The following is a 14,786-nucleotide window of genomic DNA, read 5'->3' on the forward strand; positions in this document are numbered from 1 at the left end:
GGTCACCCTGCAGGCGCGGAGGGCAGCGCTACGACTCACGTCGTCACCACTCAGCCCCGCACCGATCACCGGTGACCGCGCACCCTGCATCGTTCACCACCGTGTGCTGACCGGAGACGTCGAGGGCGGGATCGGGGACCTCACCGCGCCTCCTGGGGCTGCCTCCGTCGGCACACGTCCGCGTCGCGGTCCGTCCCGCGACGGGGGCGACGATCGATAGGCTCGCCGGGTGACGGATCAGGCAGCCCGTGGGGCGTTCATCGTGTTCGAGGGCATCGACGGGTCGGGCAAGTCGACGCAGGCGCGTCTGCTCACCGCCCGCCTCCAGGACGCGGGGGTGCCGGTGCACCAGACGGCCGAGCCGACGAACGGCCCCGTCGGCACGTTGATCCGCAACGGCTTCAACCGCCGGGTCGACCTGGACGACCGCGTCATCGCGTCGCTCTTCGTCGCCGACCGCCTCGACCACATCACCAATACCCACGACGGCATGCTCGGCATCGTCGAGCGGGGCACGACCGTCCTCTGCGACCGGTACCACCTGTCGTCACAGGCCTACCAGGCGTCCGACGTGGGCAGCGACTGGATCGCCTCGTCGAACTCCATCAGCACCGACCTGATGCTGCCCGACCTGACGATCTACCTCGACGTCTCGCCCGAGGTCGCCCTCGAGCGCCTCGCCAGCGGACGCACGACCACCGACCGGTTCGAGGTCGACGAGCGACTCCGGGCAGCCCGCGAACGCTACGCCGAGGCCATCGAGCAGGCCGACGAGGTCGTCGTCACGGTCGACGCCGACCGCTCGACCGACGAACTCGCCGACGCCGTCTGGCACGAGGTCTCGACCCGGCTCGACCTCGGGTCGCTGGCGCGTCCGCAGGGCTGACACCGCGCCTCCTCGGGTGACCGAGCCGTCACGACGTGCCTGTCGCCCCGACACGTGGGCGACACCCCGACGGGGTCAGGAGGCGCGGGCCGCGTCGACGACGGACGGTGCGTCCGCTGCTCCCCCGGCCCCGTCGCGCGTGATCTCGGCCCAGACGTCGTCGAGCGACAACCCGACGACGGCGGCGATCGCGGCGATCGTCGAGAAGGCCGGGGTCGCCACGCGACCGGTCTCGATCTTGCGCAGGGTCTCGGGCGACAGCCCGGCGTCCAGGGCGACCTGCAGCATCGGCCGGGAGCCACGGGCCCGCCTCAGCAGCACCCCGAGGCGGCGACCGCGTTCGATCTCGGCGGGCGTGAGCGGCAGACGGACCATGCCCCGAGCGTAGTGCGCCGGAGGCCCGAGTGGGATACCTTTACCGGGATGATCTTCGGCACGCGAACGGCAGGACACCCATGATCGAGATCTTGAACCCCTCCGAGATCGAACGGGCCCGGGCGACCGGCGCACTCGTCGGCACCATCCTGCAGACGCTGCGCGACCGGGTGACCGTCGGCACGAACCTGCTCGACGTCGACTCGTGGACCCAGACGATGATCGACGAGGCCGGGGCGGTCTCGTGCTACGTCGACTACGCGCCGTCGTTCGGCCGGGGCCCCTTCGGCCACTACGTCTGCACGGCCGTGAACGACGCCGTGCTGCACGGGCTGCCGCACGACCGACGACTCGACGACGGCGACCTGCTGACGCTCGACCTCGCCGTCGTGCTCGACGGGGTGGCGGCCGACTCGGCCGTGAGCTTCGTCGTGGGCGACTCCCGTCCGGCCGAGAGCGTCCGCCTGATCGAGACGACCGAGCGGGCGCTCGAGGCCGGCATCGCGGCGGCCGGGCCGGGGGCGCGCATCGGCGACCTGTCGCACGCGATCGGCTCGGTGCTGTCGGACGCGGGCTACCCGATCAACGTCGAGTTCGGCGGCCACGGCATCGGCTCGACCATGCACCAGGACCCGCACGTGTCGAACACCGGGCGCCCGGGGCGGGGCTACCGCCTGCGGCCCGGGCTGTTGCTCGCGCTCGAACCGTGGGTGATGACCGACACCGACGAGCTCGTCACGGACGCCGACGGCTGGACGCTGCGCAGCGCGACGGGCTGCCGGACGGCCCACAGCGAGCACACGATCGCCATCACCGAGGACGGCGCCGAGGTGCTGACGCGGCGCCCCGTCCGCTAGCCCGACCGCCAGCCCCTCCGCACGGACAGGCTCAACCCTCGACGGCCGGCTGGCCCTGCCCGGTCAGGCGCAGGAACCCGCTCAGCAGCCCGAGCCCCGCGATCGAGGTGGGCAAGCCCGTCGCGAGCAGCGGGGAGTGCACCAGGAACGCCGCCCACTTCGCCCGCGACAAGGCCACGTTCAACCGGTTCGGCATCAGCAGGAAGTCCAGCCCGCGCGGGATGTCGGCGGCACTCGACGCCGCCAGCGAGACGACGGCCACGACGGCCTCCTGCCCCTGGAACAGGTCGACCGTGCCGACGGGCGTCTCGTCGAAGCCGGCCGCGTCGAGGTGTTCGCGCAGCACGGCGCCGTGGGCGTTGTACGGCGCGACGACGATGACGTCGGCCGCGGTCAGGGGCCGGGTGCCGTCGGCGTCCGACCAGTCGAGCCCGACGACCGACCGCACGATCTCGACGACCGCCCGGGCCTCCTCGACCGACGAGGTCGTGTTGCCGACGTGCGTCACCGGTTCGACGTGCAGGCCGGGTGCGACGCCCTCGAGCCGGCGGTCGGAGGCATGGGCGGTCAGTGCCCCGCCGTAGGACAGCTCGCTGACCGGGGCGCACAGCGCCGGATGCATGCGCCAGGTGGTGGCGAGGAAGTAGCCGTACTCGGCCGGAAGCACGTCGTGGCCGTCGGCCAACCAGCCGAGGGCCGACTCGTCGACCGGCTCGGGGTGGCTGCCCTGGCTGACCTGCGGCAGCTGCTGCGGGTCGCCGAGCAGCAGCAACCGCGTCGCGGCGACCGAGGCCGCCACGGTCGAGGCGAGGGAGAACTGCCCGGCCTCGTCGACGACCAGCAGGTCGAGGGAGGCGCGGGCCACCTTGTCGGCGTTGGCGAACCCCCAGGCCGTCGCCCCGAACACGGCCCCCACGGCCTGCCCGCCGCCGTCGACCCCGGCACCGCCCGCGCCACCGTCGGCCTCGGCGAGGAACGCGGCCTCACCGCCGGACTTCAGGGCACGCCAGGGCTGCTCGTCGGCCTGCTCGGCGGTCGTGCCCGACTTCGGCACCTTGCCCACGCGCTCGGGATCGACGCCGGCCGTGATGGCCGCCCGCAGGACGTTCTCGACCACGGCGTGCGACTGCCCGACGACCCCCACGCGCCAACCGTGCTCACGAACGAGCCGGGCGACGACCCGCGAACCGACGTAGGTCTTGCCCGTGCCGGGAGGGCCCTGGACGGCGAGGTACGAGCGGTCGAGGTCGAGCAGGGTCTCGACGACGGCCGAGACGGTGTCGTTCCCGACCACGCGTGCGGGCCCGCCACCCGACCGCCGACGCGGCGGCTGCCGCCGCAGCAGGTCGAACGCCGGGTCGGGCAGCATCTCGGGCAGGGCGTCGAGCACGTGCCCACCCCATTCGGCGATCGCCTCGGGCTGCGGAGTGGCCCGGGGAGGCGCGGCGGGCGTCAGCGCGACCGGGAACGCGTCGTGCCGGTCGTCGTCGCCGGTGACGCGCTCGAGCAGCACGACCTCGTGCCGGTCGCCGTTCGGGCCGGCCTCGACCACCGTCGACCCGACGGCACCCCGCAGCCCGGGGCCGAGCGAGGCGACCCCGGGCGGGACGGGAGCGTCGTAGACGGCGTAGGGAGCGCCTCCTTCGCCCAGGCGACTGCCGGGCGCGAGGCGGCCGCGCAGCCGCACCTCGCGGCTGAGCTTGCGGGCCCGGGAAAGCTTCTGCCACTCGCGCTCGACCGACGCCGTCTCGACCACGAACACGTCGCGGGTGTCGGCCCAGTCGTCGACCGGGTTGCGGAGGCGGTCGAAGTGCTCTTGCCAGAACGTCTTGGCCTCGCGGCGGTGGTAGTCGATGGCCGACGCCGCGAGGGCGATGGCCGTCTGGTCGGGGGTGCGGTCGAGCGGGTCGACGTCGGCCACGTGCGCCGCGAGGCCCACGGCGACCGGGTTCGGCTCGCGGGGCACGCGGGCGAGTTCGAGCGGGTCGGGCGCGGTCGGGCCGTCGGGGTCGTCACCCCGGGTGCCGTGCCGGTCGGCCAGCTCGAGCAACCAGTCGCGCAGCCGCAGGGTCGACCGGCAGTCGTACTCGTTGTAGTCGCGGACCTCGTCGAGCATCTGGTCACCCCGCGACGCGTCGCCGGTGGTGCGTTCGGCGATGGCGTCGACGTACATCGTGATGCTGGCGGTGGCCGTCTTGACGTCGCTCTGCCGGAGATCGTCACCCATGTAGAGCGGCTCGAGCTTCTTGAGCGAGTAGCTGTGCGACCCGACGAGCAACGCCTGCCGCACGACCGGGTAGAGGTCGACGAGCACGCCGTCGCGGAGCAGGTCGTCGACCGCGTCCTCGCCGACGCCGTGGCGCGCCGCCAGCGAGAGCAGGTGGCTGCGCTCGTACGAGGCGTAGTGGTACACGTGCAGGTCGGGGAATCGCCGGCGGCGCTCGGCGAGGTAGTCGAGGAAGTCGATCAGCGCCTGCCGCTCGCCCGCGAAGTCATGAGCCCAGAAGGCCCGGAAGGTGCCGTCGGCCTCGACCAGCCCGAAGAGGTAGTCGAGGCCCCAGGCCCGCCCGTCGCCCTCGGTGTAGAGCGGGTCGCCCTCGAAGTCGAAGAAGACGTCGCCGGCGTCGGGCCGCGGGATCGTCCGCAGGGCGTCGGCGTCGACGACCTCGACCGCGGGCGCGCCGGTGTGGTCGCGCTCGGTGGCGAGCTGCACCCGGGCCTGCCCCCGCAGCCGGGCGAGGGCCGTCGCCCCGATGCCGGCGACGGGCCCGTCCGACCCGGCGAGCTCGTCGATCGTGGCGACGCCGGCCAGGTGCAGCCGCTGACGTTGCTCGCCGCGCAGGCCGGCGACGAGCACGAGGTCGCGGTGCTCGTCGACCTGGGCCTGGCAGGCCGTGCAGCGCCCGCAGGCGGTGACGCCCGGGTCGCCCCAGGCGAGCGGCCCCTCGGCGGCGAGCCGCTCGGCGAGGGCGGCCCGCAGCCGGTCACGCTGGACCCGGTAGACCGGCAGCACGTCGGCGACGTCGTGCACGCTCTCGCTGCCGTCGCCGAGCACGAGGCGCACGGTGTCGGCCGACGGCAGCCCGAGCGCCCGGATCTGGTCGGTGTAGGCCGCGACCTGCAGCAGCGCGGGGATCTTCGCGTGGCGGGCGAGCTTCGTGTCGTAGACCTCGTAGGTGCCGTCGTCGGTGCGCACCACGAAGTCGCTGAAGCCGATGAACGATCCGTCGAAGAACGTCGCCTGGAAGAGCACGTCGGCCCCGGAGGCCATGGCGAGCCGCGCCTCCTCGGCGGCCGCCGCGTAGCCCGACGGGGCCGGACGGTCGAACTCGACGACGTCACGGGTCGCCCGCAGCGCCTCGAGGTAGCGCAATTCGTGCGCGTCGCCGAGCCGGGCCGTGCGGTCGAGCATGTCGTCGGACGCGTCGGCGACGGCATCGACCCGGCCGAGCTTCGCGTCGAGCCGTCGGAGGAACGACCACTCGCACGCGGACCAAGTCGTCAGGTCGGACGGGCTGGTGACCACCCGGTCGTCGTCGAGGTACACGCGGACTCCTTCTGTCGGGACGCGGCCTGGACGCCCGCCCCGAGCCTAGGAGGCGCCACCGACACCCCGGGACGCCTCACGCGGGCGAGCCGGGCGCGGTCCGCAGGTGCAGCCGCTCGCCCTGCCGACCGAACAGGCTGAGCACCTCGACGGCCCGGTCGTCGGCCCGGCCGAACCAGTGCGGCGTGCGCGTGTCGAACTCGGCCGCCTCGCCGGCGGGCAGCACGAGGTCGAGGTCGCCCAGCACGAGCCGGATGCGTCCACGCAACACGTACAGCCAGTCGTAGCCCTCGTGCGTGCGGAGCACGGGTTCGCTCCGAGGCGAGGCCGCACGAATCACCATCTTGAAGGCCTGGATCGCGCCGCCCCCGCGCGAGAGCGGCACGACCGTCATGCCGTGCTGTTGCCGGGGCTTGAGGTGCACGCGGGGGTCGCCGGTCTCGGGCGCGCCGACGAGGTCGTCGAGCGGAACCCCGTGCTCGCGGGCGAGCGGCAACAGCTGTTCGAGGGTGGGCCGCCGGAGCCCGGACTCGAGCCGGGACAGGGTGCTGACCGAGATGCCGGTCCGCTCCCCCAGTTCGGCGAGGGTCACGCCGCGCCGCGCGCGCAGGCTACGCAGGCGCGGGCCGACCGCGGCGAGGACGTCGTCGGTGCTCGGGGCGTCGGCACCGGGGGCGTTCGTGGGGTGGTCCATGCCGGTCATCTTGCCACTTCGGCAACAGAGCTTGCCAGCCCGACGACCCAGGTCGCAGGATCGGGTCAGGAGGTCACACCATGAACCAGAACACTGACTCGGTCGACGCCGTCCACGACGTCGTCCACGACGTCGTCGTGATCGGCGGCGGTGCCGCCGGACTCAGCGGCGCCCTGTCGCTCGTCCGCGCCCGCCGCACCGTGCTCGTCGTCGACGACGACCGGCCCCGCAACGCTCCCGCCGAGGGCGTCCATGCGTTCCTCACCCGCGACGGCGTCGCCCCGCGCGAGCTCACCCGCCTCGGTCGCGCCGAGGTCGGGGCGTACGGAGGCGCGATCACGTCGGGCACCGTGACCGGCGTCCGTCGCGACGACGACCCCGTCGCCCCCTTCGTCGTGACCGTCACCGGCAGGGGTGGTGACGCGTCCGAGGTGCGCGCCCGGCGCCTCCTGGTGACGTCCGGCCTCGTCGACGAGCTGCCCGCCGTCGACGGCCTCGCCGAGCGCTGGGGCCGCGACGCCGTGCACTGCCCGTACTGCCACGGCTGGGAGGCGCAGGACCGCGTGATCGGCGTGCTGGCCACGAGCCCGTTCGCGATGCACCAGGCCCTGCTCTTCGGGCAGTGGAGCCGCGAGATCGTCCTGTTCACCAACGCCTCGTTCACCCCCGACGACGAGCAGGCCGAGCAGTTGCGGGCCCGCGGGGTCACCGTGGTCGACGGCCCGGTCGCGCGCCTCCGGGTCGAGGACGACGCCCTCACCGGCGTGACGCTCGACGACGGTCGCACGGTCGACGTCGGCGCCCTGGCCGTCATGGCCCGGGTGCGCTCGAGGGCGGACTTCCTCGCCGACCTCGGACTCGAGGCGACCGAGCACCCCGCCGGCGTCGGCACCCACCTCGCCACGATCGAGCCGCTCACCGGCCGATCGTCCGTGCCGGGGGTCTGGCTCGCCGGCAACGTCACCGAGCCGATGGCGCAGGTCGTCGCGGCGGCCGCGGCGGGCACGATGGCCGGTGCAGCGATCAACATGGACCTGGTGACGGACGAGGTCGCGGCGGCCGTCGCCGCCCTGCGCACCGGGGAGAGGATCGACGCATGAGCGAGGCGGAGCAAGGGCAGCAGCAGCACCACCACGAGCACGAGCAGGAGCAGAGGCAGGAGCGACACGGGAACGGGCACGCCCACCCCGTCTTCGACCGTGACTACTGGGAGGACCGCTACGGGCAGCCCGGCCGCGCCTGGAGCGGACGCCCCAACGCCGCCCTCGTCGCCGAGGTCGCCCAGCTGGCGCCCGGTCGCGCACTCGACGTCGGCAGCGGCGAGGGCGGCGACGCCCTCTGGCTCGCCTCGCGGGGCTGGCGGGTCACGGGCGTCGACATCTCGCAGAACGCCCTCGACAAGGCGGCCGCGCTCGCCCGCGAGCAGGAGGACGTCGACCCGGCCCACCTCACCTGGCAGCAGGCGGACCTGACGGAGTGGAGCCCGACCCGCGCCTCCTTCGACCTCGTCACGGCGCACTTCATGCACCTGCCGCCCACCGACCGCGAGCGGCTGTTCCCGGCACTGGCCGACGGCGTGGCACCGGGCGGCACCCTGCTGATCGTCGGCCACGACGTCGACGCCCTGCCGGGCGGCGCCGGGAAGCACGGCGACCCGGGCATGCTCTTCACCGTCGGCGAGGTGGTCGGCGGGCTCTCCCCCGACTCGTGGCGGGTCGACGTCGCCGAGGTGCGCCCGCGTGACATGACGGGCCCCGACGGTGAGGTCTGGCACGTGGCCGACGTGGTCGTCCGCGCGACGCGCCGGGACGGCTGAGGTCGGCGCCGCCCGGGCGGCACGCGGACGCGGCCGCACGCAGGACGGGCGGGTCCGTCCGGCACGGGCGTCCTGAGACGCCCGCCCGGCACGGACCCGCCCGTCCTCGGCGGGGTCGGCCCGCTACAGCGCGCTGAACTTCAGGCGCAGCTGGTGGGCGCCCGGACGCAGCACGTGCCGCGACGCGACGTCCGGCCCGCACGCCCGCGACCCGACGCCGTGCTGGGCGGCGTCGAGGTACAGGTGGGTGCGGTCACTCGCGGGCAGCTCGTGCGGGTGCTCGGCCACGCCGATCTGCTGGGCCGTGTGGCGGCTCAGCGTGAAGCCGGGTCGTCCGCCCGTGGCGCTCGGCACCGCCTCGACGCGCAGCCACGGCCGACCGGCGGGGCCGAGGTCGAGCGTGCGCAGGTCGCTGCGGTGCCCCGTCTCTTGTGGGCGGGCGTACCCGGCCGACAGGTCGTCGATGCCCGACTCGTAGCGACCGACGAACGCCGAGTGACGGCTGTCGGGGTAGGACTCGCGCGGACCGGTGCCGAACCACGAGGCGTGGTCGACGTCGCCCGGCAGGTCGAAGCGCACGCCGACGCGGGGCCAGACCATGTCCCACCACCCCGTCGGGACGATGTCGACCGACAGCCAGAGGTCGTCACCGACGAGCTGCCACTGCTCGTCGGTCGTCACGGCGTTGCGCGTGTCGGCCGCGGCGTAGCGCGTCCGCACCCGGACCGAGTCCGGCGCGACGCTCACCGACTCGACGCGCGCGGTGAGCCGGTCGAGCCCGGCGAGCAGCCAGGTGTCCTGTGAGCTGGGCAGCACGCCGACCTCGTACAGGTCGACGCGGTGGCGGTTGCGCATCACGTCGCGGTCGCGGTCCTTCGGCGTCAGCCACTCGCCGCGGTCGTTGTCGGTCGGCGCGCGCCACAGCTCGAGACGGGCGCCGTCGACCGGGCGCCCGGCCAGCGAGACCAGCCGCCCGTCGTCGAAGACGGCCGGACCGAGCTCGACGCGCCCCGAGGAGGCGCGGGCCACGTGGTCGCGCACGTCGCCCACGACTGCGGGGCGCGGTGTCGCGACCCGCACCGGTGCCGGCGTGAGGTCGAGCTGCTGGGTCGAGAGCACGTGACCCGCGTCCGCCCACACGGTGGCGTCGGCGAGCTCGGCGGTGACCGTGAACCACGTCTCGCCGGTGCCCGACACGGGCACCTCGGGCAGCGGGACGACGACCGTCTCGTGGGCGGCCAGGGCGCCGCCGTCGAGGCCGACCACGTCGAGCGTGCCCGAGCGCACCTCCTCGCCGTCGTGTGACGCGACCCAGCGGAAGACGACGTCGGAGGCGTCGGCCGAGTGCCGGAGGTTCGACACGACGAGCACCGATCGACCGTCGCCGGTGGGCGTCTGGAAGCGCAGGCGGATCGGGGCCACGACCTGGGCCCACTCGTACAGGCCCGGTGACGGGGTGTCGTCGCTCAGCACCATGCCGTCCATGACGAAGTTGCCGTCGTGGACGACCTCGCCGAAGTCGCCGCCGTAGCCGAAGTACTCGACGCCGTCGGCCGTGTGCGTGCGCAGGCCGTGGTCGCGCCACTCCCAGACGAAGCCGCCGTGCAGGCGCGGGTGGGCGTCGACCAGGTCCTCGTACTCGTCGATCGCGCCGGGGCCGTTGCCCATCGCGTGGACGTACTCGCAGAGCAGGAACGGCTTGGAGCGCTGGCGCGCCGCCTCGGCCGGCGTGCAGCCGAGCAGCGGGACGGACTCGTCGCCCGACCCGATGGCGCGCGTCTCGTCGATCCACGAGTACATGCGCGAGTAGACGTCGGTGTAGGCGCCCGTGTAGTCGCCCTCGTAGTGCACGGGACGGCCCCCGTCACGGGCGTGGGTCCACGCCGCCATCGCCGCGAGGTTGTGGCCCGTGCCCGCCTCGTTGCCGAGCGACCAGAGGACGATGCTCGGGTGGTTCTTGTCGCGCTCGACGGTGCGCACCATGCGGTCGACGTAGGCGTCGTGCCAGTCCGGGTCGTCGCTGGGGTTGCCGATCCACTCCTGGCGTTCGAAGGCGTGGGTCTCGAGGTCGCACTCGAGGACGACCCAGAAGCCCAGCTCGTCGGCGAGGTCGAGGAGGCGCGGGTGCGGCGGGTAGTGCGACGTGCGGATCGCGTTCACGTTGAACCGCTTCATCTGGGCGAGGTCGCGGCGCGACCACTCCTCGTCGAAGACGCGGCCACGGTCGGGGTGGGTCTCGTGGCGGTTGACGCCGTGGAACACGACGCGGCGGCCGTTGACCTCGAACTGGTCGCCCACGATGCGGACCGTGCGGAAGCCGAGGCGCAACGAGACGGTCTCGGCGCCGCCCGCGCTCGAGACGGTCGCGTCGTAGAGGCGCGGGGTCTCGGCGGACCACGGCTCGACCGCGTCGAGCGCGACGGGCGCGACGTCGGCCGGGGTGGCCCAGGTCACCTCGACGCCGAGCTGGGGCACCGAGAGGGTGATCGGGTAGGCGGCCTCGCCGGCGGTGATCTCGGGGACGATCGCCGCGCCTCCTTCGCCCTGACCGGCCGTGCCGTGGAACGGCGTCTGCAGCCAGACGTCGTCGAGGCCGCCGACCGGGCGGGCCTGCAGCGTGACGCTGCGGAAGATGCCGGGCAGCCACCACTGGTCCTGATCTTCGACGTAGCTCGACGCCGACCACTGGTGCACGCGCACCGCGATCACGTTCTCGCCCGGGTGCAGGGCGTCGGTGACGTCGAACTCCTGGGCGAGGCGGCTGCCGACGCCCATGCCGATCTCGACGCCGTTCAGCCACACCACGTAGCGCGACTCGACGCCGTCGAACCGCAGCAGCACGCGCTCGGCGCCGTCGAAGGACGACGGCAGCTCGAACGTCCGGCGGTGGTCGCCGGTCGGGTTCGCGTCGGGCACGAAGGGCGGCTCCGTCGGGAACGGGAACTGCACGTTGGTGTAGATCGGGGCGCCGCGCGAACCGTCGCCACCGAGAACCCAGTGCGACGGCACCTCGATCTCGCCCCAGGACGACTCGTCGAGGTCGATCGCGCCGACGCCGTCGACGGGCTCGCCCTCGGGCAGCACGCCGCGGCCGCCCAGCGTGCCGGGGGCGCCGGGCAGCAGGCGGAACGACCAGGTGCCGTCGAGGGACAGCGTCGGGGCGTCGGTGTGCAGCCACGACCGCGCCGGGGTGCGGGCACCCTGACCCGGGCCGGTGTCGGTGAGGTAGTCGGCGGAGACGGTGGACGGTGTGGTGCTGGGGGTCACTTGACGCTTCCTTCGGTGAGGCCGCCGCGCCAGAAGCGCTGGAGGACGACCATGGCGATGACCAGCGGGATGATCGACAGCAGCACGCCGCCGGTCGTCAGCTGGTAGAACTCGGGCAGGCGGTCGGTCTGGCTGAGCCAGTTGTTGAGGCCGAGCGTGACGGGGAACTTGTCCACGTCGCTCAGCATGACCAGGGGCAGGAAGTAGTTGTTCCAGATGCCCACGAGCTGGAACAGGAACACCGTGACGAGCGCCGGGGTGAGGATGCGCAGTCCCAGGGTGTGGAAGATGCGCAGCTCGCTGGCGCCGTCGAGGCGGGCGGCCTCCATGAGCGACGTGTCGACCGTGGCCTGCGCGTAGATGCGGCAGAGGAACAGGCCGAACGGCGACACGAGCGACGGCAGCAGCACGCTCCAGTAGGTGTTGGCGATGCCCATCTGGCTGAACAGCAGGAAGAGGGGCAGGGCCGTGGCGGTGCCGGGCACGAGCACGCCGCCGAGGATCGTGCCGAAGACGACGTTGCGTCCGCGGAACTCGTACTTGGCGAGCGCGTAGCCGCCGGCCGCGGCGAAGTACGTCGCGATCAGGGCTCCCACGCCGGCGTAGAGCACCGAGTTGAGCACCCACCGCACGAAGATGCCGTCGCCGTAGGTCAGCACCTGGCCGAGGTTGTCCCAGAGCGAGAAGGTCGGGGCGAACCAGAAGCCGAACGTGCCGAACAGGTCGGGCGTGGTCTTGGTCGCCGCGACGACGACCCAGTAGACCGGCACCAGGAAGTACAGCGCCACCACGACCAGGACGGCCGTGACGACGATGGTGGACGCCTTCGAGCGTCCGGCCGTGCGGTCGGGGCCGGCGCTCCGGGCGCGGCGGCGGGCGGGCTTCTCGGCACCGCGGCCGCGACCCTGTGCCGTCACGATGGACTCGGTCTCGGTGGCGTGCTCGGCGCCCTTCGTCGAGAGGCTCATTTCTGCTTCCTGTTCGTGATGCTGAGGAACGTGATCGACAGCGCGAACGCGACGAGGGCGATCAGCACGGACTGGGCGGCCGCGACGTTGTAGTCGTTGTAGGCGAAGGCCGTGGTGTACGCGCTGAGGTTGGGCGTGTACTGGCTGTCGATCGCCGGCGAGACGCGTTGCAGCACCTGGGCCTCGGCGAACAGCTGCAGGGTGCCGATGATGGAGAAGACGGCGGTGAGCAGCAGGGCCGGTCGGATCAGCGGCAGCTGGATGCTGAACGCGACGCGCAACGACGACGCACCGTCGACCTTGGCGGCCTCGTACAGCTCGACCGGGATCGACTTGAGCTGGGCGATGATGATCAGCATGTTGTAGCCGGTGTAGCTCCAGGTCACGATGTTCGCGATCGACCACAGCACGGTGTTCGCCCCGAGGAAGTCGGGGGTGACGCCGAAGACCTCGCCGATGTCGATGATCGGGCTGAGACCGGGCACGTACAGGAACGACCAGAGGATGGTCGCGATGACGCCGGGCACGCCGTACGGCAGGAAGTACGCGGCGCGGAACACGCCCGGCCACTTCGCCGACGCCGACTCGAGCAGCAGCGCGAGCACCGTGCAGAGGATGAGCATGACCGGCACCTGGACGATGCCGAACAGGAACATGCGGCCGATCGAGGCGACGAAGTTGGGGTCGCCGATGACCTGGGCGTAGTTGTCGAAGCCGGCGAAGCCGCTGGTCACGCCGCCCTCGCCGAACAGGCCGCTGCGGGTGACCTTGGTGAAGCTCGAGAAGAGGGCGATGACGATCGGGATCACGAAGGTCAGGGCGAAGAGCGCCAGGAACGGCGCGAGCAGCACCCAGGGCGCCCGCTTGACGGCGCCCTTCGAGCTGCTGCGGCGGGGCCCCGAGGAGGCGCGGGTCGAGTCCGTCGCCGCGTCGGGCCTGGTGTCGGTCGCGGCGCTCATGCGTTCGCCTTACGGATGGTGAGGCCCTTGTTCTGGAAGACCGCCATGATGTCCTTCTCGGCCTGGGCCACGGCGTCGACGAGCGTGCCGCCCGACGCCTTGCCCCGGAACCCGTCGCTCAGGATGTTGAAGGACTGCTGGGTGATGGGCCACCAGCTCCAGTCCTGGTTCTGCGAGGACTCCTTCGTGGCGGGCACGAAGACCTCCTGGTTGTAGTTCTGACCGCTGAAGAACGGGCTGGGCTGCTCGCGCAGCGAGCCGACGACGTCGCGGGCCGGCGACCAACCGATGCCGCAGAACTCGATGAGGGCGTTGATGCCCTCGGGGGTCGTGGTCATCCAGACGGCGAAGTCCAGCGCCTCCTGGGGGTGCTGGCTGTTCGCGAGGATCGCGGCGGTCGAGCCGCCGAGGAAGCTCGACGCGTAGCCGGTCTGCCAGGTGGGCAGCGGGGCGCACTTCCACTTGCCCTCGGCGCCGCTGACGCCCTCGATCAGGGCGTCACCCCACGAGCCGGTCGCGACGGAGGCGATCGTGCCCGCGCTGGCGGCCGAGAACCAGGCCGGCGTGTAGGCGCCGTAGGCGGTCGTGACGATGCCGTCGTCGATCGCCTTGTCGAAGAACCGGGCGACGGTCAGGGTCGCCTCGTCGGTCATGTCGATGACCCAGCCGTCGTCCTCGGCGCGCAGCCACGAGGCGCCGGCCTGGGTGGCGTAGGCGGCGAAGAGCGAGGCGTCGGCGAGCGGGAAGGAGTCCATCAGCACGCCGGCCCCCTTGAGCTCGGTGCCGACCGCGGCCCATTCGTCCCACGTGGCGGGCACGCCGGCGCCGACCGTGTCGAAGACGGCGGGCTGGTAGAACATGCCCATCGGGCCGCTGTCCTGAGGGATCGCGTAGACGCCGTCGGTGTAGCTGACCTGGTTCCACAGCGTGGGGTCGTAGAGGTCGGCGTACTGGTCGGCGCCGTAGCGCTTCAGGTCGACGACGCCGTTGGCGAGGAGGAACTCGGGCAGCGAGCGCAGCTCGACCTGGGCGATGTCGGGCCCGGCCCCCGCGGCGAGCGCCGAGTACAGCTTCTGGTAGCCGCCCGCGTTGCCGCCGGGGATGAAGACGGTCTCGACCTGGACGCGCGACTGGCTCTTGTTGTACAGGGCGGTGACCTGGTCGAGGCCCTTGAGCCAGGCCCAGTACTGGAGCTTGACCGGGCCGTCGGCCGCGGGGATGGTCGGCAGGGAGTTCACGGAGGTCGTCCCGGGCGTGGCGCAGCCGGCGAGCATGGCAGTGGCGCCGGCGGTCACCCCCAGGCCGAGCAACTGCCGTCGGGAAATCGGGCTCATGTTCATCTCACTTCGTCGTGGGGCCGTGGCGTCAGCGACGCTAACACAAATTCGAGTGGTCGCTCGAATTTCACGGGCGAGGT

11 protein-coding genes are annotated in these 14,786 nt (G+C 72.7%); 4 read left to right on the forward strand and 7 right to left on the reverse strand.

Going from position 1 to position 14,786, the window contains the following annotated elements; translation table 11 throughout:
* Nucleotides 1–229 precede the first annotated feature (229 nt).
* Complete coding sequence (tmk, locus tag ACIOSR_RS14605) at nucleotides 230–886, forward strand: dTMP kinase (protein WP_402752994.1); 657 nt, start codon at nucleotides 230–232, stop codon at nucleotides 884–886.
* A gap of 75 nt (nucleotides 887–961) precedes the next feature.
* Here the strand turns inward: tmk and ACIOSR_RS14610 are convergent, their stop codons facing one another.
* Nucleotides 962–1,261, reverse strand: coding sequence for a helix-turn-helix transcriptional regulator (locus ACIOSR_RS14610; RefSeq protein ID WP_402752995.1), 300 nt, complete (start codon nucleotides 1,259–1,261; stop codon nucleotides 962–964).
* 80 nt (nucleotides 1,262–1,341) lie between these two features.
* On the opposite strand from ACIOSR_RS14610, the gene map reads away from it, so the two are divergent.
* Nucleotides 1,342–2,118, forward strand: a complete 777-nt coding sequence (gene map / locus ACIOSR_RS14615; RefSeq protein ID WP_402752996.1) for a type I methionyl aminopeptidase — start codon at nucleotides 1,342–1,344, stop codon at nucleotides 2,116–2,118.
* Between the two features lie 31 nt (nucleotides 2,119–2,149).
* Here the strand turns inward: map and ACIOSR_RS14620 are convergent, their stop codons facing one another.
* Together ACIOSR_RS14620 and ACIOSR_RS14625 are read right to left on the reverse strand one after the other, a co-directional pair.
* On the reverse strand, nucleotides 2,150–5,665 hold the full coding sequence (locus ACIOSR_RS14620) for a TM0106 family RecB-like putative nuclease (RefSeq protein WP_402752997.1): 3,516 nt from the start codon (nucleotides 5,663–5,665) through the stop codon (nucleotides 2,150–2,152).
* Nucleotides 5,666–5,741: 76 nt separating this feature from the next.
* Nucleotides 5,742–6,359 carry a helix-turn-helix domain-containing protein gene (locus tag ACIOSR_RS14625; protein ID WP_402752998.1) on the reverse strand — a complete coding sequence of 206 codons (618 nt, stop codon included), beginning with the start codon at nucleotides 6,357–6,359 and terminating at the stop codon, nucleotides 5,742–5,744.
* 80 nt (nucleotides 6,360–6,439) lie between these two features.
* On the opposite strand from ACIOSR_RS14625, the gene ACIOSR_RS14630 reads away from it, so the two are divergent.
* The gene (locus ACIOSR_RS14630) at nucleotides 6,440–7,459 is read left to right on the forward strand and encodes an FAD-dependent oxidoreductase (protein ID WP_402752999.1); all 1,020 of its coding nucleotides are present in this window, start codon (nucleotides 6,440–6,442) and stop codon (nucleotides 7,457–7,459) included.
* Entirely contained in the window at nucleotides 7,456–8,175 is a 720-nt protein-coding gene (locus ACIOSR_RS14635) for a class I SAM-dependent methyltransferase (protein ID WP_402753000.1), read from the forward strand. The genes ACIOSR_RS14630 and ACIOSR_RS14635 overlap by 4 nt, the downstream gene beginning before the upstream one ends.
* A 123-nt stretch (nucleotides 8,176–8,298) precedes the next feature.
* Here the strand turns inward: ACIOSR_RS14635 and ACIOSR_RS14640 are convergent, their stop codons facing one another.
* Genes ACIOSR_RS14640 through ACIOSR_RS14655 form a run of 4 tightly spaced genes read right to left on the reverse strand, consistent with a single transcriptional unit; the run spans nucleotide 8,299 to nucleotide 14,703 of the window.
* Complete coding sequence (locus tag ACIOSR_RS14640) at nucleotides 8,299–11,442, reverse strand: glycoside hydrolase family 2 TIM barrel-domain containing protein (RefSeq protein WP_402753001.1); 3,144 nt, start codon at nucleotides 11,440–11,442, stop codon at nucleotides 8,299–8,301.
* The gene (locus ACIOSR_RS14645; protein WP_402753002.1) at nucleotides 11,439–12,410 is read right to left on the reverse strand and encodes a carbohydrate ABC transporter permease; all 972 of its coding nucleotides are present in this window, start codon (nucleotides 12,408–12,410) and stop codon (nucleotides 11,439–11,441) included. Before ACIOSR_RS14645 ends, ACIOSR_RS14640 begins: the two co-directional genes overlap by 4 nt.
* The gene (locus tag ACIOSR_RS14650) at nucleotides 12,407–13,369 is read right to left on the reverse strand and encodes a carbohydrate ABC transporter permease (RefSeq protein ID WP_056044767.1); all 963 of its coding nucleotides are present in this window, start codon (nucleotides 13,367–13,369) and stop codon (nucleotides 12,407–12,409) included. The genes ACIOSR_RS14645 and ACIOSR_RS14650 overlap by 4 nt, the downstream gene beginning before the upstream one ends.
* Nucleotides 13,366–14,703 (reverse strand): extracellular solute-binding protein, encoded by a 1,338-nt coding sequence (locus ACIOSR_RS14655; RefSeq protein WP_056044890.1) that lies wholly within the window; start codon nucleotides 14,701–14,703, stop codon nucleotides 13,366–13,368. The genes ACIOSR_RS14650 and ACIOSR_RS14655 overlap by 4 nt, the downstream gene beginning before the upstream one ends.
* Nucleotides 14,704–14,786 lie beyond the last annotated feature (83 nt).

This window comes from Frigoribacterium sp. NPDC087798 (genome assembly GCF_044742985.1).
In the GTDB taxonomy this organism is placed as follows: Bacteria; Actinomycetota; Actinomycetes; order Actinomycetales; family Microbacteriaceae; genus Frigoribacterium.